The following is an 18,291-nucleotide window of genomic DNA, read 5'->3' on the forward strand; positions in this document are numbered from 1 at the left end:
AGGAGACACTTATGGCGACCCTCGCTGCAACCCACGAACACATCATCAAGGACATCTCGCTGGCGCAATACGGACGCGACGAAATTTCCATCGCCGAAACCGAGATGCCGGGCCTGATGGCGCTGCGCGAGGAATATGGTGCATCGCAGCCGCTCAAGGGCGCGCGCATCACCGGCTCGCTCCACATGACGATCCAGACTGCTGTGCTGATCGAGACGCTGACCGCGCTGGGTGCAGATGTGCGCTGGGCGACCTGCAACATCTTCTCGACACAGGACCACGCCGCCGCAGCTATTGCCGCGCAGGGCATCCCGGTATTCGCGATCAAGGGCGAAACGCTGGCGGATTACTGGGACTATGTGGGCCGCATCTTCGACTGGTCGACCGATGAGAACCCTGACCTCACCGCCAACATCATCCTCGACGATGGCGGTGATGCGACCATGTTCGCGCTGTGGGGTGCACGTATCGAAGCCGGTGAGGAATTGCCCGCACCGCAAAACGCCGAGGAAATCGAATTCCAGCGCGCGCTCAAGGCCTATGTCGCTGAGAAGCCCGGCTACCTCACCAAGAGCGTCCAGAATATCAAGGGCGTGTCCGAGGAAACGACCACCGGCGTGATGCGGCTTTACCAGATTGCCAAGCAGGGCAAGCTGCCTTTCCCGGCGATCAACGTGAACGATTCCGTGACCAAGTCGAAGTTCGACAACCTTTATGGCTGCAAGGAATCGCTGGTCGACGCGATCCGCCGCGCCACCGATGTTATGCTGGCCGGCAAGGTTGCCTGCGTTGCCGGATACGGCGATGTCGGCAAGGGCTCGGCAGCGTCGCTGCGCGATGGCGGCGCCCGCGTCATGGTCACCGAAATCGACCCGATCTGCGCTCTGCAGGCGGCGATGGACGGCTATGAAGTCGTCTCGATGGAAGAAGCGACCAAGCGCGCCGACATCTTCGTGACCGCAACCGGCAACGAAGATGTGATCACCGGCGAGCATATGAAGAACATGAAAAACATGGCGATCGTGTGCAATATCGGCCACTTCGACAGCGAGATCCAGATTTCCGCGCTCGACAATTACGAGTGGAAGGAAATCAAGGAAGGCACCGACATGGTGACGCTGCCCGACGGCAAGTCGCTGCTGATCCTCGCCAAGGGCCGCCTTGTGAATCTCGGCTGCGCTACCGGCCACCCGAGCTTCGTAATGAGCGCAAGCTTTACCAACCAGACGCTCGCCCAGATCGAGCTCTTCACCAAGTCGGACGAGTACGAGAACGACGTCTACGTCCTTCCTAAGCACCTCGACGAGAAGGTCGCTGCGCTGCACCTCGAAAAGCTTGGCGTTGAGCTCACAAAGCTCAGCGAGAAGCAGGCCGACTATATCGGCGTGCCATCCGAAGGCCCGTTCAAGCCGGATCATTACCGCTACTAAAACGCGCACAATCGGCGGGTTTTGCGCCGCCAGACAGAAGGCCCTCGCAAATCATCGCATTTGCGGGGGTTTTTCGTGTCAGCGGCAGTTGCATCGGCTGGCCTGCGGGCATAGCTGACTGTGACAATGGAATTTTCACCGCTCGCCCTTGCTGTAATCGGATTGATCCTCGCCGCATGGACGGTGGCGGCGGCGATTCTGATGCTGCGCGCGAGTGCCAAAACGCGGCGAACCAAGGCGCTCCAGACGTCGCTCAAGCGGATGCAGCACATGCTCGATGGCGCTCCGGCAATCCCGATGCTGGTGCGGGTCGATGGCCGGATCGAAGCGCCCGAGCGGCTCGCCCGCTGGCTTGGCCTCGACACGATGCCAACCTATTTGAGCGAGCTGTCGGGCGATGACAGCGACGGCGAAGACAGGGGCCTTTCGCGAAAGCAGGTGGAGGACCTGTCCGACAAGATCCGGCTGACGCAGAGAAGCGCGGCTACTTTCCAGCTCGCGATGACGCCTCCGGGGTCGAACCGCAGCCTGGCAATGCAGGGCGCGCTTGCGGACCCGCAAATCTCGCCCGGAGGCGCGGCGCTCGTCTGGGTGTTCGACTTCACTGAAAGCGAGGATGAACTGTCACGCCTGCGCACAGCAACCGCACGGGCAGAAAGCGATTTCGCGGCCCTGGTTGGCCTGATCGAGGCAGCGCCCGTGCCGATGTGGTTTCGCGGCAAGACAATGCGGCTGCAACTCGTCAACCAGGCCTATGTCGATGCGGTCGGCGCGGAGAGCGCAGAGACGGTCGTTCGCGACCAGGTCGAATTGCTCGAATCGGAACAGGGCAAGGCCCCGGCCGAAATCGCCCGCCGTGTGTTTGTCGAACAGGAAGCTCAGGACGGAACCACCACCGCCACCATTCACGGCGAGCGGCGCACATTGCGGGTCAGCAACCAGCCGCTCGGCAAGGAGGGCGTCACCGGTTACGCGATCGATATCGAGGAGCAGCAGCAGGTCCGCCGCGAATTTCGCGCCTTTCGCGATGCCCAGCGCGCGATGCTGGACCAGCTTTCGGTCGGAGTGGCGCAGTTCGATGAGAACGAAGAGCTGACATTCGCCAACCGCCCCTTTCGCCGCCAGTTTGAGCTGGACGAAGGCGCGGTGCGGCAGCGCACGCCGTTCGACAGGTTCCTGTCCGATGCCCGCGAGAAGGGCCGCACTCCCGAAGTGCGCGATTTCCCCGAATGGCGCAGCGAACATGCCGCGTGGTTCGATACGACCGAGATGCAGGAGGAGGCGTGGCCGCTTCCGGGTGGGACGCATCTGCGCATTGTTGCGCAGCCCATGCCCGATGGTGGGCTGGTCCTGATCGCGGAAGATCGCACCGAGAGCCTCGCGCTCTCAGCCACCCGCGACACATTGCTGCGCACACGCACCGCGACGCTCGACAGCCTGTTCGAGGCGCTGGCGATTTTCCTGCCGGATGGATCGGTTCAGCTTTGGAATCGCAGCTTTGCCGGGACATGGGGGCTGACGAGCGAGTTTCTCGACACGCATCCCAGCGCCGATGCGCTGCTGGCGGCAATCGGAGACAATCTCGATCGGAAGAGCGATGCGGCCAAAATCAGCGCGGTTGTGCGCGCGGCAACCCTCGACCGGCGCGAGAAAGAGGGACTGGTGCGGCTGGCCGATGGGCGGACGCTGCGCTTCGCCGGTGTCCCGCTGCCCGATGGCAACGGCCTGCTGACCGTGCTCGACATCACCGATTCGCAAAAGGCGGAGGAAGCGCTGCGCGAGCGCGCGGTTGCGCTGGAAGAGGCGGATGCGGTCAAGGCGCGCTTCCTCGCCAACATGTCCTATGAATTCCGTACGCCGCTGACGACTATAGGCGGGTATGCAGAGCTCCTGAAAAGCGGTGCAGCGGGTGAGCTTGACCCCGGGTCGGAAGAGTACGTCGATTCGATCCTCGCGGCAGTCGGCCGGCTACGCGAACAGGTCGAAAACGTGCTCGACCTGTCGCAAAGCGAAGCGGGCTTGTTGCCTATCGACAAGGAGGAGATCGACCTGCTCAGCTTTCTTACCAGGCTGGTGCGGGACCGTGAAACAGCGATTATCAAGGCGGGCCTCGGCCTCGACCTGAAAGGCAAGCGAGGGCGGAAAGTCGATGCCGATCCGCGGCAGCTGGGCCGAGCGGTCGGAAATTTGCTCGACAACGCCATCGCCGGGACGCCGAAGGACGGACATATCCTGATCGAGATCCTCAGGGACGAGCCGGAAAGCGAGTGGAGCGCAAGCTTCCTCATCCGCGACAATGGCGCAGGGATGAGCGAAGAAGAGCTCGCCCTCGCGATCGACGGCGGCAATCCGGGCGAAGACGGCGAGCATGAGAAACGCGCCGGGCTGGGCATTCCGCTCGCACGCCAGCTTGTCGCAGCGCATGGCGGATTGCTCGAGATTTCGAGCGAAGAGGGCGTGGGCACAGCCGCGGTCATCCACTTGCCGTGAGCAACGAGCAGCGATACGACCTGCCCGATCTCGCCGCGATGGAGCGGCTGGGCGCAAGGCTAGCCACGACATTGCGTGCGTGCGACGTGATCGCGCTTGAAGGCGGGCTGGGTGCGGGCAAGACGACGCTCGCCCGGGCGATCATTCGCACGCTTGGCTATACGGGCGAGGTGCCTTCACCCACATTCACGATCATCGAAACCTACGATGCGCCGTCTTTGCGAGTGCCGGTGGTTCACGCCGATTTCTACCGGCTCAAGGATCCCGCAGAAGTCGAAGAGATCGGGCTGGACGATTACCGCGACGGTGCTGCGCTGATTGCCGAATGGCCGGACCATGCGGGCGGTTTCGCGCATGAGCCAGCCTGTCTCTCAATAAGACTCGAAAATCCGACCGAAACTGAGGATGCGGGACGAATTGCGATTGCCCGCGCGGGCGCGGATTGGCTAGGGCGTTTGCCATGAGCGGTCTGCCCGAAGGTATCGAGGAATTCCTCAGAGAAGCGAACTGGGACGGGGCGGAGATCGACCCGATCCCGGGCGACGCGTCCTTCCGCCGCTACTTCCGCCTGCGTTCGGCGGAAGGTGAGGGCGCAATGCTGATGCATGCACCTCCTCCGCACGAGGATCCGAAGCCTTTCCTGCACGTGGCGCAGTGGCTCAACGCGCACGAGATGCGGGCACCGCAGATACTGGCTGCCGATCCACCGCAGGGCTGGGTCCTGCTCGAGGATTTCGGCGATGACCGGATGCGCGACTGGCTCGACGATCATCCCGAGGGCGAGCAGCCCGCCTATGAAGGCGCAATCGACGCTCTGGTAGAGCTTCACCAACGCCCGCCCGGACCATTCCCTGCATACGACATGCCGACCTATCTGCGCGAAACGGGTTTGCTGACCGAATGGTATGCGCCCGCGCAGGGCGTGGACGTCGATGTCGCTGCCTACCTTGCCGCTTGGGAAGAAGCGCTCGCGCCCATGCTCGCGCGCCAGCGGCCCGGCGTTACGGTGCTGCGCGATTACCATGCAGAAAACATCATGCTGCTCGGCGATCCGGCCAAGCGTGCGCCGCAGGGCATCATCGACTTTCAGGACGCGCTCGTCGGCCACCCGGCTTACGACCTTGTGTCGCTGTTGCAGGATGCGCGGCGCGACGTGTCCCGGGATCTTGAGGCGGCGATGCTGGAGCGATACCGGCAGCATGCCTCGCCCGATGAGCATTTCGAGGCCGATTACGCCCGCCTCGGCGCGCAGCGCAATGCCAAAATCGTCGGCATCTTCACCCGCCTCTACAAACGCGATGGCAAGCCCCGTTATCTCGAAATGATCCCGCGAGTGTGGAACGCGATGGAGCGCGACCTTCAGCACCCGGCGCTGGATCCGGTCGCGCGCTGGTTCGATACGAACATCCCGGCAGACTTGCGCCGCAGCGGAGGGGCACGATCACATGAGCAAGCAGGAACTGGCCAGCGATACGGCGATGGTGATGGCAGCCGGTTTCGGCAAGCGAATGCGTCCGCTGACTGCCTCCCAGCCCAAGCCGCTCGTCAGGGTCGCGGGCAAGGCGCTGATCGATCATGCGCTCGACCGGCTGGATGAAAACGGGATCGAGCGGGCGGTGGTGAACGTGCATTACCTCGCCGATGCTCTCGAAGCGCATGTTCTGGACCGCAGCTCTCCAAGAATAATCGTCTCCGATGAGCGCGAGGAATTGCTCGAAACAGGCGGCGGCATGGTGAAGGCGCAGCTGCATCTGCCCGACCCGTTCTTCTGCCTCAATGCCGACAACATCTGGCTTGATGGGCCGCGCGATGCATTCCGCGACCTCTCCGCGCGCTGGAACCCGGACGAGATGGACGCGCTGCTCCTCGTGGTCGGCCATGCGGGGGCCGCGAATTTCTCCGGCCAAGGCGATTTTCATATGACTGCCGAAGGCCAGCTTTCGCGCCGCCAGACCGGGCGGATCGCGCCGTTTATCTACACCGGCATCCAACTGGTGTCGCACCGCCTGCTGCGCGAGGCACCCGAGGGCAAGTTCTCAACCAACATCCTGTGGAACCGCGCGATCGAAGAGGGGCGGCTCTTCGGCGTCTCCTTCACCGGCACGTGGTTCGAAGTGGGCACTCCGCAAGCTATCGGCCCGACCGAAGACGCTTTGAAGCGTGGGTGAAAAGGCCGACCCATCGGTCTATTCGATCGCTGCGCATCGCGGCTTTGCCGATGCGCTTGTTGCCGGGATCGTGCCGCGATATTCGCAAGACGATGTCGGTCTCGCCCGGCTGACGCTGCTGGTGCCAAGCTCGCGCGCGGCGCGGACCATATCGGAGGCGTTCGTGCGGCATTCCGGGGCGACCGGCCTGCTGATGCCGCGCATGGTAACCGTAGGCGATCTGGACCTCGATGAAGCGCTGGGAAGCTTGCTCGATCCCTTGGGCGCAAGCGATATTCCGCCCGCGGTCGAACCCACGCAGCGCTGGCTTGAGCTGGCAAGACTGATCGAGGCCGAGAACGCGGAGGCTGGCAAGGTGCCGCTTACCGGAGCAGCCCGACTAAGGCAGGCGCGCGACGTCGCACGAGCGATGGACCGGCTGCTGGTCGAGGACGTGCCGCCCGAAGACCTGACGAGCGAAACCGTGCTCGACCTGCTGGGGGACCTTTCGGAGCATTGGAAAAAGTCGCTGCGGCTGTTCGCCCGCGTACAGGTGCGCTGGCTCGAGCGGTTGCGCGAACTCGGCCGAGTTGACGCCGCGACCCGGCGCAACATGCTGTTCGAGCGTGCTGCGCGCCGGTGGCGCGACCATCCGCCCGAAAGCCCGATCGTGGCAGCGGGCGTTACCAGCGCCTCGCCGGCATTGGCGCGGATGTTGAGGGCAATTGCGAACCTTTCGAATGGCGCGGTGATTCTCCCCGATCTCGACCTGTCGATTAGCGGGGATGCGTGGGATGAGCTGGGCCGCGCGGGCGCTTCCCCGGAACCGGGCGAGACTGTGTTCGGCAAGTCGGATGCGCTCACCCACCCGCAATATCATCTCAAGCTGCTGCTCGAACGGATGGGCATCGCGCGCGGCGAAGTGCGGCAATGGCACCGCAAGGGCGCTGCCGCCGCTCCGCCCGAGCGCACTCACGCGATTAGCTCGCTGTTCCTGCCGCCGAAAGCCAGCCAGTCTTGGATCACGCTCGATAGCGACAAGCGGCGACTGTCGGGCATCAGGCTGATGACGAGCGCCACCGCCGAAGAAGAAGCGCAGGCGATCGCGCTGCTCGTGCGCGAGGCATTGGAGGAACCGGAGAAACGCATTGCCGTCGTGACCGCCGACCGCGCTTTGGCGCGGCGGGTGGTGCAGCATCTTGCGCGCTGGAATATCACCGCCGATGACACGGCGGGCCAAGAGCTGTCACTGACACCGGCGGGGCGGCTGTTCGGGCTGCTTGCAAGGCTGATGTCGGATGGATTCGATCCTGCGCCGCTCATCGGGACGCTCGCCCATCCGCTGGTGCATTCGAGTGACACCGATGCACGCCGCGCATGGCTCAGCGCGATGCGCCGGTTCGAGCGCGAATTGCGCGGCCCGTCGCCCGCACCCGGCCTCGGTCCGCTGCGCGAAATCGCCCATAAGGCCAAGGTTGGCGAGTGGTGGGATGAGGCCGCGCAGGTCCTCACGCCGCTGCAGATATCAAGTGACGAAATGACGTTCGCAGGGGCGCTCGATTTGCTGGTGATCGCCGCGGAAGCGCTTGCCGGAGAAAAGGTATGGGCGCGCGAGGACGACCGCGCGCTATCCGGGATGGTCGATGATCTGAGGCTGCATGCGCGCGCGCTCGGCACGCGTGTCGCCCCTTCCGATATCGCCGGCGCGCTGCGAGATTGTATGGACGAGATTGCGGTGCGCCCGCCCTATGGCGGCCATCCGCGCGTGAGTATTTACGGGCTACTCGAAGCGCGCATGGCGCGTGCGGACTTGGTCATTTGCGGCGGCCTCAACGAAGGCAGTTGGCCGCAGCCGCCGGGCGCGGATGCCTTGCTCGCACCGCGAATATTGCGCGCCCTCGGCGTACCGGGAGCCGAGTTTCGCATCGGGCTTTCCGCGCACGATCTTGCAGGCGCGATGGGCGCGCCCGAAGTCGTGCTGAGCCGGGCAGGCCGTGACAGCGAGGGGCCAACACTCGCATCGCGGTTCTGGCTGCGAGTCGATGCGCTGCTCGGCGAAAAGCTCGCGAAGGAGCACCGCGAGCAGGCGATCCCCGCATTGCTGCCGCAGATCGACCGCGACCCGCCGCGCGCAGACGATTACGAGCAGCCAAGGCCCATGCCCTCGCCGCAGCAGAGGCAGGTCAAGATCAGCGCAACCGCGCTCGACCGCCTGCTGGGCGATCCGTATCAATTTTACGCGCGCGAAATCCTCGGGCTGAAACGGCTCGACCCGCTCGCCGCCGATCCGTTCGGCGATCCGGCGCTGCGCGGCACTCTGGTGCACGATATTCTCGACAAGTGGCACAGGGCGCGTGTCGACCAACCCAATCTTGCGATCGTGCCCTTTGCCGAGAAGGTTCTGCGCGCAAAGCAGGTCCACCCGCTGTTCTGGGGCCTGTGGAGGCCGCGTATTTGCGCTGCGCTTGAGCATTTCGAGGAATGGCTGGACGAAGACGCTCGCGACGGGCGGGAAGTGCTCGCGACCGAGATCTGGGGCGAGATGTTCTTTGAAGGCGTGAAAGTCATGGGGATCGCCGACCGGATTGACCGCATGCCTGACGGGACGCTCGCCATTGTCGACTACAAGACCGGCAGACCTCCCAAGACCTCGCAGGTCGAGGCGGGCTATGCGCTGCAACTTGGCGTTCTGGGCCTGATTGCGCGCGAAGGCAGCTTCGATAGCAAGGATGGCAGCATCAAAGGCAATGCAAGCCTGTTCGAATACTGGTCGCTCGCGAAGGATAAAGGTGAGTTTGGCTTTGTCGATGTGCCGATGAAAGTCGGCGGCAAGCGCTCAGGCCTGCTCCCTGAGGAATTCCTGCCTGAGCATGAACGCCACCTGCGCGAGGCCATTTCGAAATATATCAGGGGCAGTCAGCCCTTCACCGCGAAAGAGAACCCCGACTATCCCGGCTACACCGATTACGATCAGCTGATGCGGCTTGAGGAATGGATCATTCGCCTCGCAAATCCGAACGGGAAGGGCGCGGCATGAGCGGGGAGGGCAGGGTCTATCCTCTTGCCGGAGAGCAGCGCGATGCCGTCGATCCGGAACACAATGTGTGGCTGTCCGCCTCTGCCGGGACCGGGAAAACACAGGTGCTTTCCGCGCGGGTGCTCCGCCTGTTGCTGCGCCCCGATGTCGATCCCTCCGAGATATTGTGCCTGACTTTCACCAAGGCGGGCGCGGCCGAGATGGCGAACCGGATCAACGCGGTACTGGCGCGGTGGGTGCGGATGGAGCCGACCAAGCTCGCGGGCGAACTCGGCGATCTTGGAGCGGATATCACTCCGGAGACGCAGGACCGCGCGCGGACCCTGTTTGCGCAGGTGCTCGACTGCCCCGGCGGCGGGCTGAGGATCGATACGATCCACGCATTCTCGCAGTGGCTGCTCGCCAATTTCCCTGAAGAAGCCGACCTGCCCCCCGGCGCGCAGCCGATGGAAGACCGCACCCGCGAACTGCTTGCGCGCGAAGTCCTGTCCGACCTGCTGGTCGAGGCGGAGAGGTCAAATGACACGCGGCTGCTCGAGGCGACCGAGTTGTTCACGACTGCCAAGGAACCCGGAGCACTCCGTAGCTGGCTGATGCGCTGCGCAAAGTACGAGGAAATGTGGGAAGGACCGGGCGCTTGGCAATCACCGATGGATGCGCGCGTACGGCAATTGCTCGATATGCCTGCGGATGCGGATGAGGAGTGGACCTTCGAAGGACTTGGACCGGATCGGTTCCCGGATGATCATCTGCTCACGATGATCCCTCCGCTTGAAGAATGGGGCACGAAGACCGCTGACAAATGCCTGCTTTTCATGCGTGAATGGCTGACGCTGGCCCAGGCTTCGCGCAAAGATGCAGTAAGCGGCTTCAAGGGCACGCTCCTGAAGGCGGACGGTACCCCGAGCCTGCAACTTAAGAAACCGCGCGAAAACCATTCAGGCTTTGCCGATGGCCAAGAGATGGTTTCGCAAGCGGTGCTACAAGTAGAAGAACGCCAAGCGCTCCTGAAGCTCGCCACCTTGCTCACCGCGTCGCTCGAAATCGACCGCGCGTTCGCGCTCCGCTGGCAGGAGGCCAAGCGGCGCGAGGGGCTGCTCGATTTCGACGATTTGATCCGTAAAGCTGCGGTTTTGCTCAAGGATAGCGCGACCGCCGACTGGATCCGCTACAAGCTCGACCGGCAATTTGACCATATCCTGATCGACGAGGCGCAGGATACCAATGAAGCGCAGTGGGACATCTTCTTCGCGCTGATCGACGACTTTTTCAGCGGCGAGGGCGCGAGCGGTGACCGGCTGCGCACGATCTTCACTGTCGGCGACTACAAACAGGCAATTTTCGGCTTCCAGGGGACGAGTCCGGAGAATTTCTCCCGCGCGAAGCACAAGGTTTATCGCGCGATCATGGCGGCGCGCGAGAACGTGGCCGACATGCGCGATGGCAGACGGGTTCCAGGGTGGCGCGACCTCGATCTTGGCCGGTCCTTCCGGACGTCTCGCCCGGTGTTGGAATTCGTCAACAAGGCGATCGCAACGCTTGGCCACGAGGAATTCGGGCTCAAAACCGAACCAGAAGATCATATTGGCGATGATCGCGCCGGTCTGGTTACGCTGTGGAAGCCTGTCACCCCTGCCAGCGCCCTCGATGGCGACGACGATGAAGAGCGCGATTGGCTGCCCGCGCATGAAACAGTGTTGGCCGAGAAAATCGCCGAGCAGGTTCGCAGGTGGGTGAGCCTTGACGAGCCGTTCGTGCTCGCCAAGTCCGAGCCGCACCGCCATGCCGAGGCGGGCGATGTCATGGTGCTCGTGCGGAAACGCGGGGCGCTCGCGGCGCAGATCGTGGCCAAGCTGCATGCGAAAGGCGTCTCAGTTGCAGGGGTCGACCGGCTGCGTCTGGGCGCTCCGCTGGCGGTGAAGGACCTGATGGCGGCGCTGCGCTTTGCTGCGCAGCCGCTGGACGATCTCTCGCTCGCAAACCTGCTGTCATCGCCGCTGATGGGGTGGTCGCAGGACGACCTGCTTGCCTATCTTCCGCGCGAAAAGGATGTGCGACTGTGGCGTCATTTGCGCGACAGTCAGGACCCGTTTGTGGCGGCAAGCTGCGACACGCTGAAATCCCTGCTGGCGCGCGCCGATTTCGAAACTCCGCAGGCCCTGCTAGCCTGGCTGCTAACGGGTCCGTGGAAAGGCCGCGAGCGCCTTATCGCGCGGTTGGGACGCGAGGCAAACGATCCGATCGACGAACTCGTCAACGCCGCCTTTGCATTCGAAAGCGCGCATGTGCCCAGCCTGACCGGCTTTATCGAATGGTTCGACGCCTCGAATGAGGACCTGAAACGCGACGCCGACAGTGCGGGCGGCCAGGTGCGGGTCATGACGGTCCACGGTTCGAAAGGGCTTCAGGCGCCTATCGTGATCCTTGCCGATGCGACCGGCGCGCCGGGGCTGGGCGGCGATCTCGAATTGCCCGATGCTTCGTTGGGCGAGGAGACAGGCCGCACGGTCCCGCTCCCCTCGCTATCGAAGGAAGAGAGGCGCGGGCCGCTGCAGCAAGCCGAAGAGGCGGTCGATACCGCCAGCATGGAGGAGCATTGGCGGCTGCTCTATGTCGCCATGACCCGCGCGGAAGAAGCGCTCTTTATCGGAGGTTCGCTCGGCAAGAAGGAGGCCAAGAAGGGGTTGCCCCACGAAGACAGCTGGTACGCGCGGCTTGAACCGGTCTTTGAAACCGATGAATTTGAGGACGGACTTTGGGGCGCTCGCCGCGAGTGGGGTGAGCGGGCTGATCCGCTGGTGATTTCTGACAACGCTGAGCCGGAAGTTGGCAGGCCGGCTCTGCCCGCGTGGGCGACTACGCCCATCGGACCGGAACCGAGCCCGCCGCGCCCCCTATCGCCAAGCGCGGCTGGCGAAGAGCAGGGTGCCGATCCACCGCTTCCGGCAGATGCGGTGGCCATTGCTGCGCGGCGCGGCGTGCACATCCACCGCCTGCTTGAGCGACTTCCCGACGTGCCGATGGGAGAACGCGAAGAGGCGGGAGCGGCATGGCTGGAGCGGCAGGCCGCCGACCTGGAGCCCGGTGATCGCACCGAAATGCTGGGAAGCGCGCTTGCAGTCCTGGATGCAGAGGATTTCGCAGACATCTTTTCCCCGGAAGCTCTGGCGGAGGTTCCCTTGACTGCAACCGTGGGCAACACTGTCATCGCGGGCACTGCCGACCGGCTGCTGGTCAGGGACGACACCGTTACGGTGGTAGATTTCAAGACCACGCGCAGGCCGCCGATGGCGGCCGAGGACGTTCCCGCAGCGACGCTAAGGCAAATGGCCGCCTATGCCGCCGCGCTCGGAGTGATCTTTCCGGGCCGCGCCGTGCGAGCCGCGATCCTCTACACTCATACCCCGCACCTCATCGAAATCGCGTCAGACGTCATCGCCTCGCACAAGGATCAATTGGGCACAGCGCAGGAAAGCTATATCCCGCTCGATGTTGAGTGAGCGGCGAAACGCACTAAATAGGTCGCAACCAAGTTACAGGAGAATGCAGATGTCCACCGTCAACGTGACCGATGAAAGCTTTAAGGCCGACGTCCTCGAAAGCGACAAGCCCGTGCTGGTCGATTTCTGGGCGGAATGGTGCGGTCCGTGCAAGATGATTGCCCCGGCGCTCGAGGAAATCAGCAACGAACTGGGCGAGCAGGTTACCATCGCCAAGATGGACATCATGGAAAACACCGGCATCCCCGCCGAAATGGGCGTGCAGTCGATCCCGCTGATGGTGCTGTTCAAGAACGGTGAAGCGGTCGCGCGTAAGGTCGGCGCGGCCCCGAAGAGCCAGCTCAAGGACTGGATCGAAAGCGAGATTTGATCGCTATTCAGTGATTATTGGGGCGGGGCCAATACCCGCCCCACAAATTCGTCCCAGATCGAGGGACTCGAAGCCCCCACCAGACCCGGCTTGCCATGTTCGTCGACGCGGTATTCGCTGCCGTCGAGCCGTGCAGCCTTGCCGCCCGCTTCATTGAGCCAGAGCACGCCCGCTGCATGGTCCCATGCATAGGTCCGCTTGAAACTGGAGACATCGTTCTCGCCCAGCGCGAGGCGCGGATATTGCTCGGCGGCGCAGCGCGGGATATCGACCAGTGAGTAGTGCGGAGCGAGCTTCGCATCGACCTGTGCACGCTGTTCTTCGGTCAGGAAAATGCGGCTGATCGCGGCCACTGGCGGAGCATCGCCGGTGGTCTGCGCGCGGACTTTCTCGCCATTGACGAACGCGCCTTCGCCGGCCTTGGTGTGGCACAGCCGATCCTTCGTGGGATCATAGATCCACCCGGCTACCGCTTTGCCGGCATCGGCCAGCGCGATGATGATTCCAAACGGCTCCTTGCCCTCGGTAAAGTTGGCTGTGCCATCTAGCGGATCGATGATCCAGCACTGGCCGGAAAGGTGCTCGAGCACGCTTTCATCTGCATGCACCGCCTCTTCTCCAACGACAGCGACGCCGGGAGCAAGCTTGGTCAGGGCCTCGGTCAGGAAGCTTTCGACCTCGCGGTCGACCACCGTGACAGGATCATCCTCGCCCTTCATCTCGATTTCGTTTTCGGCCAGCGCGCGGAAGCGGGGCAGCATGGATCGCTGTGCCGCAAAGCGCATCAGGTCGCGGATTTCATCATCGAGCGCGCTCATTTCAGCTCCTGTAATCCGCGTTGATTGAAATGTATCCGTGGGTGAGGTCGCAGGTCCATACGGTTGCGCGGCCATCTCCCTTGCCCAGGTCAACAGCGAGGTCGATATCTGAACCCTTGAGGTGCTCGGCAACCGGGGCTTCATCGTAATCCTCGACCGGCATTCCGTTGCGTGCGGCCCACACGCCTCCAAACGCAATCGAGAGCCGGTCCCGGTCTGCCGGTTCGCCCGCCTTGCCCACTGCCATGACGACGCGCCCCCAATTGGCATCCTCGCCCGCGATGGCGGTCTTGACGAGCGGTGAGTTGGCGATGGCAAGACCGACGCGCCGCGCGCTGTCGTCGCTCACCGCACCGGAAACGCGCACGGTGATAAATTTGCTCGCCCCTTCGCCATCGCGCACGACGAGCTGGGCAAGCTCGCGGCAAGCCTGGGTCAGCGCAGCGGCAAAAGCGTCGGCTCCGGCGCTTTCCCATCCCTCGATCCTGTCATTGCCCGCCTTTCCCGTGGCAAAGGCAAGGACCGTGTCGCTGGTCGAGGTGTCCCCGTCCACCGTGATGCAGCTGAAGGTCTCACCGTTGGCGCGGTTCAAGACCTCTTGCAGAAAATCAGGCGCGACATCGGCGTCGGTGAAAACGTAGCCAAGCATTGTCGCCATGTCGGGTGCGATCATGCCCGATCCCTTGATTATCCCGCACAGCTCCACCCGGGTATCGCCGATCATCGCAGAGGCGTGCGCCCCCTTTGCGAAAGTATCGGTGGTCGCGATGGCTTCGGCAGCCTCCTTCCATCCGCACGGTTCGGCTGCGAGCGCTGCTGCAACGCCTTCGCGGGCCCTATCCTTGGGCAGTGGCACGCCGATCACTCCGGTCGATGATACGAGCACATCTTGCGGTGTGCAGCCTAAGCCCTCGGCAATTTGTGCCATGATCTCTTCGACCGCTTCACGGCCCCGGTAGCCTGTGAATGCGTTCGAGTTGCCCGCATTGACGATTAGCGCACGCGCGCTGCCTTTTTTGACCTGTTCGCGCCCCAGTTCGACTTCGCTTGAGGCGCAGGCGCTTTGTGTAAAAACGCCGGCAACCGACGTTCCTTCGCAAAATTCGGCAAATGTAAGATCGGCGCGGTCCCAATCCTTGTAATGTGCCCGCGCGACGCGCAGGGTTGCGCCCTCGATAGGCGGCATTTCCGGAAAGGGCAGGGCGAGCGGCGAGACAGTCAAATCCATAGCGCCACCGCTTAGGCGACCGCCTGCTTGCAGTAAATCCGCCAAAGCGAGTGGACGCGGGACGCAAAAAGGATTATCTTGCGCAGCAATGACGCGTAAGCTTTTCGCCTTTCTGGCCCTGCTTTCAGGCCTCGCCGCACTCAGCGTGCCGGCTGCTGCGTCCTATTCCCCGTCATCTTCGTCCTGCGACGCAAGTGTTTCGTACCGCAGCCGACCAGTCTGCCTCTGACAAGCAAACGCAAGGCAAAAGACAACCGGGGAAGACTACAGCCAATATCAAAGGCTCGAAGTCCGATCCCCGCACACCCAGGCCGCGTTCGCTGCGCCTGCCCGTGCTGATGGGGATCGAGCGCGCTTACGAATAGCGCGCGCTCAAGAAATCCTATTGTAACGCGCCTCTACGTCTGGCGCGAACCCCCCATATTAGATTCATAAGCTCTTCGGCGTCCGTTTGCGGGCCGTTCGCAATTCAAGGCAACCCTCTCCCATGTTCGATTCACTCATGAAGTCGGTGTTCGGTTCTTCGAACGACCGCTACATCAAATCCCTCGGCAAGATCGTCAATGAAATCAACGGGCTTGAACCTGCAATGCAGGCGCTTTCCGATGACGAATTGCGCGCTCAGACCGACAAATTCCGCGCTTTGCTCGATGACGGCAGCACGCTTGACGAGATTCTTCCCGAAGCGTTCGCGACCGTCAGGGAGGCATCGGTCCGGGTGTTCGGTATGCGTCACTTCGATGTGCAGCTGATCGGCGGCATCGTGCTCCACCGCGGCGAGATCGCGGAAATGCGCACGGGTGAGGGCAAGACGCTGATGGCGACGCTCGCCGTTTACCTTAACGCGATTGAGGGCAAGGGCGTGCACGTCGTTACCGTCAACGACTACCTCGCCACGCGCGACGCGGAATGGATGGGTCAGCTCTACAAGTGGATGGGGCTCACCGTCGGGGTGATCATCCCGAACATGGACGAATATTCCAAGCGTGACGCATACAACGCCGACATCACCTACGGCACGAATAACGAATACGGCTTCGACTACCTGCGCGACAACATGAAGCACGAGCGCAGTCAGATGGCGCAGCGCCCGTTCAATTTCGCGATTGTCGATGAGGTGGATTCGATCCTGATCGACGAGGCTCGCACCCCGCTCATCATCTCCGGCCCGACCGAGGACAAATCCGATCTCTATGTGAAGCTCGACGAGGTCGCGAAGGAAATCCCGGAAGATTGGTACGATAAGGACGAAAAGAGCAAGAGCATCCAGCTCAACGAAGACGGTCTCGACAAGGTCGAGGCGCTGCTGATCGAAAAGGGTCTGCTTGAAACCGACAACCTTTACGATGTCGAGAACACGCAGGTGGTGCATCACCTCGACCAGGCATTGAAGGCGGTCCACATGTTTCGCCGCGACGATCACTACATCGTCAAGGACGAGAAAGTCGTGATCATCGATGAATTCACCGGCCGCATGATGGACGGGCGGCGCTGGTCGAACGGCTTGCATCAGGCGGTCGAGGCCAAGGAAGGCGTCAAGATCGAGCCTGAAAACCAGACCATGGCCTCGATCACGTTCCAGAATTACTTTCGGATGTATCCCAAGCTTTCGGGCATGACCGGTACGGCGGCGACCGAAGCGGCGGAGTTCTGGGACATCTACAGCGTGAATTGCGTCGAAATCCCGACCAACCTGCCGATTGCGCGGATCGACGAGGAAGACGAGTTCTACAAGAACACGCTGGACAAGTTTGCCGCCATCGCAAAGGCGATCAAGGAGAAGAACGAGATTGGACAGCCGGTCCTGGTCGGCACGGTCTCGATCGAGAAATCCGAGCTGCTCAGCCAGTTCCTCGACAAGGAGGGCGTAAAGCACGAAGTGCTCAATGCCCGCCAGCATGAGCGCGAAGCGCATATCGTCGCCCAGGCCGGACGGCTCGGCGCGGTGACCATCGCCACCAACATGGCCGGACGCGGGACCGACATCCAGCTCGGCGGCAATGTCGATTTCCGGATCGAGGATGAAACCGGCGAAATGGAAGACGGGCCTGAAAAGGACGCAGCCATCGCCAAAATCAGAGAAGCGGTCGCCGAGGAACGCCAGAAGGTGCTCGATGCGGGCGGCCTGTTCGTGCTCGGCACAGAACGCCACGAATCGCGCCGGATCGACAACCAGCTGCGCGGCCGCTCTGGCCGTCAGGGTGACCCGGGTCTTTCGCGTTTCTATCTCTGTCTCGAAGACGATTTGCTGCGTATCTTCGGCCCGGACACGCTGTTCGCCAAGATGATGAATTCGAACCTCGAAGACGGTGAGGCGATCGGCTCCAAATGGCTTTCCAAGGCCATCGAAACCGCGCAGAAAAAGGTCGAGGCACGCAATTACGACACGCGCAAGCAGGTCGTGCAGTACGATGACGTGATGAATGACCAGCGCAAGGTCATCTACGAACAGCGCGAAGAGATCATGGATTCCGAAACGGTCGACGATGTGGTTGTCGATATGCGCCACGACACGATCAATTCGATTGTCGGCACCGCTTGCCCTCCCGGGTCCTATCCCGAGCAGTGGGATATCGAAGGCCTCAAGGAGAAGGTCGAGGAAATCTTCAATCTCACCCCGCCATTCGATGCCTGGCTGGAAGAAGACCAGGTCGAGCCGGAGATCATCGAAGAGCGCTTGCGCACCGAAACCGACGCACTCATGGAAGAGAAGATCGCCAAGAACGATCCGGGAATCTGGCGCATGGTCGAAAAGGACGTGCTGCTGCGGCAGCTCGATTTCCACTGGAAAGAGCACCTCGCAACGCTCGATGCACTGCGCCAGGTGATCTGGATGCGCGGCATCGCCCAGAAACAGCCGATCAATGAATATAAGCAGGAAGCGTTCGGCCTGTTCGAAAACATGCTCGACACCCTGCGTGAGGAGGTAACCAAGCTGCTGTTCAAATCCGAGCTGCGGATTGCGCAGCCGGAGCCCGATGCACTTCCCGATCTGCCCGATTTCCTGACCGGGCATATCGATCCGCTGACCGGCCTCGACAATTCGGGGGACGATGACGGATCGTCGGAACGGCCAGAATTGTTCGGTTCGCTGGCCGGTTCGGCGAAGGCCGCGGCAGGTCCGGGCGGGGCCAACACCGATGACCCCTATGCGAACCTCAATGTCAGTCGCAATGCGCCGTGCCCATGCGGCAGCGGGAACAAGTACAAGCATTGCCACGGCGCGGCGGGCGCAAGACAGACTGCTTGAGCCGAGCCGGAAGGACTAGGG

Annotated in this window: 11 protein-coding genes; 9 read left to right on the forward strand and 2 right to left on the reverse strand. The window is 62.6% G+C overall.

Going from position 1 to position 18,291, the window contains the following annotated elements; translation table 11 throughout:
- Nucleotides 1–11: 11 nt before the first annotated feature.
- The 8 genes from ahcY to trxA all read left to right on the forward strand — a co-directional run bounded on the left by ahcY (nt 12) and on the right by trxA (nt 12,974).
- Nucleotides 12–1,430, forward strand: a complete 1,419-nt coding sequence (gene ahcY / locus AC0L39_RS07715) for an adenosylhomocysteinase (protein WP_473262079.1) — start codon at nt 12–14, stop codon at nt 1,428–1,430.
- 126 nt (nt 1,431–1,556) lie between these two features.
- The gene (locus AC0L39_RS07720; protein ID WP_473262081.1) at nt 1,557–3,920 is read left to right on the forward strand and encodes a PAS domain-containing sensor histidine kinase; all 2,364 of its coding nucleotides are present in this window, start codon (nt 1,557–1,559) and stop codon (nt 3,918–3,920) included.
- A gap of 38 nt (nt 3,921–3,958) precedes the next feature.
- The gene (gene tsaE / locus AC0L39_RS07725) at nt 3,959–4,384 is read left to right on the forward strand and encodes a tRNA (adenosine(37)-N6)-threonylcarbamoyltransferase complex ATPase subunit type 1 TsaE (RefSeq protein WP_473262314.1); all 426 of its coding nucleotides are present in this window, start codon (nt 3,959–3,961) and stop codon (nt 4,382–4,384) included.
- The gene (locus AC0L39_RS07730; RefSeq protein WP_473262083.1) at nt 4,381–5,517 is read left to right on the forward strand and encodes an aminoglycoside phosphotransferase family protein; all 1,137 of its coding nucleotides are present in this window, start codon (nt 4,381–4,383) and stop codon (nt 5,515–5,517) included. The genes tsaE and AC0L39_RS07730 overlap by 4 nt, the downstream gene beginning before the upstream one ends.
- A complete protein-coding gene (locus tag AC0L39_RS07735) occupies nt 5,399–6,088 on the forward strand; it encodes a nucleotidyltransferase family protein (protein WP_473262316.1) in 690 nt (229 codons plus the stop codon). Before AC0L39_RS07730 ends, AC0L39_RS07735 begins: the two co-directional genes overlap by 119 nt.
- Nucleotides 6,081–9,104 carry a PD-(D/E)XK nuclease family protein gene (locus AC0L39_RS07740; protein WP_473262084.1) on the forward strand — a complete coding sequence of 1,008 codons (3,024 nt, stop codon included), beginning with the start codon at nt 6,081–6,083 and terminating at the stop codon, nt 9,102–9,104. The genes AC0L39_RS07735 and AC0L39_RS07740 overlap by 8 nt, the downstream gene beginning before the upstream one ends.
- Nucleotides 9,059–12,604, forward strand: coding sequence for a double-strand break repair helicase AddA (gene addA / locus AC0L39_RS07745; protein WP_473262085.1), 3,546 nt, complete (start codon nt 9,059–9,061; stop codon nt 12,602–12,604). The genes AC0L39_RS07740 and addA overlap by 46 nt, the downstream gene beginning before the upstream one ends.
- A 49-nt stretch (nt 12,605–12,653) precedes the next feature.
- On the forward strand, nt 12,654–12,974 hold the full coding sequence (trxA, locus tag AC0L39_RS07750) for a thioredoxin (RefSeq protein WP_473262087.1): 321 nt from the start codon (nt 12,654–12,656) through the stop codon (nt 12,972–12,974).
- A gap of 14 nt (nt 12,975–12,988) precedes the next feature.
- Here the strand turns inward: trxA and AC0L39_RS07755 are convergent, their stop codons facing one another.
- Together AC0L39_RS07755 and argJ are read right to left on the reverse strand one after the other, a co-directional pair.
- Nucleotides 12,989–13,792, reverse strand: a complete 804-nt coding sequence (locus AC0L39_RS07755; protein ID WP_473262088.1) for an inositol monophosphatase family protein — start codon at nt 13,790–13,792, stop codon at nt 12,989–12,991.
- A gap of 1 nt (nt 13,793) precedes the next feature.
- Entirely contained in the window at nt 13,794–15,020 is a 1,227-nt protein-coding gene (gene argJ, locus AC0L39_RS07760) for a bifunctional glutamate N-acetyltransferase/amino-acid acetyltransferase ArgJ (RefSeq protein WP_473262089.1), read from the reverse strand.
- Between the two features lie 487 nt (nt 15,021–15,507).
- Here argJ and secA point away from each other — a divergent pair, with 487 nt between their 5' ends.
- Nucleotides 15,508–18,270: a preprotein translocase subunit SecA gene (gene secA / locus AC0L39_RS07765; protein WP_473262091.1), complete on the forward strand. Its 2,763-nt coding sequence runs from the start codon at nt 15,508–15,510 to the stop codon at nt 18,268–18,270.
- Nucleotides 18,271–18,291 lie beyond the last annotated feature (21 nt).

It is taken from the genome of Erythrobacter sp. K21-9 (assembly GCF_055808355.1).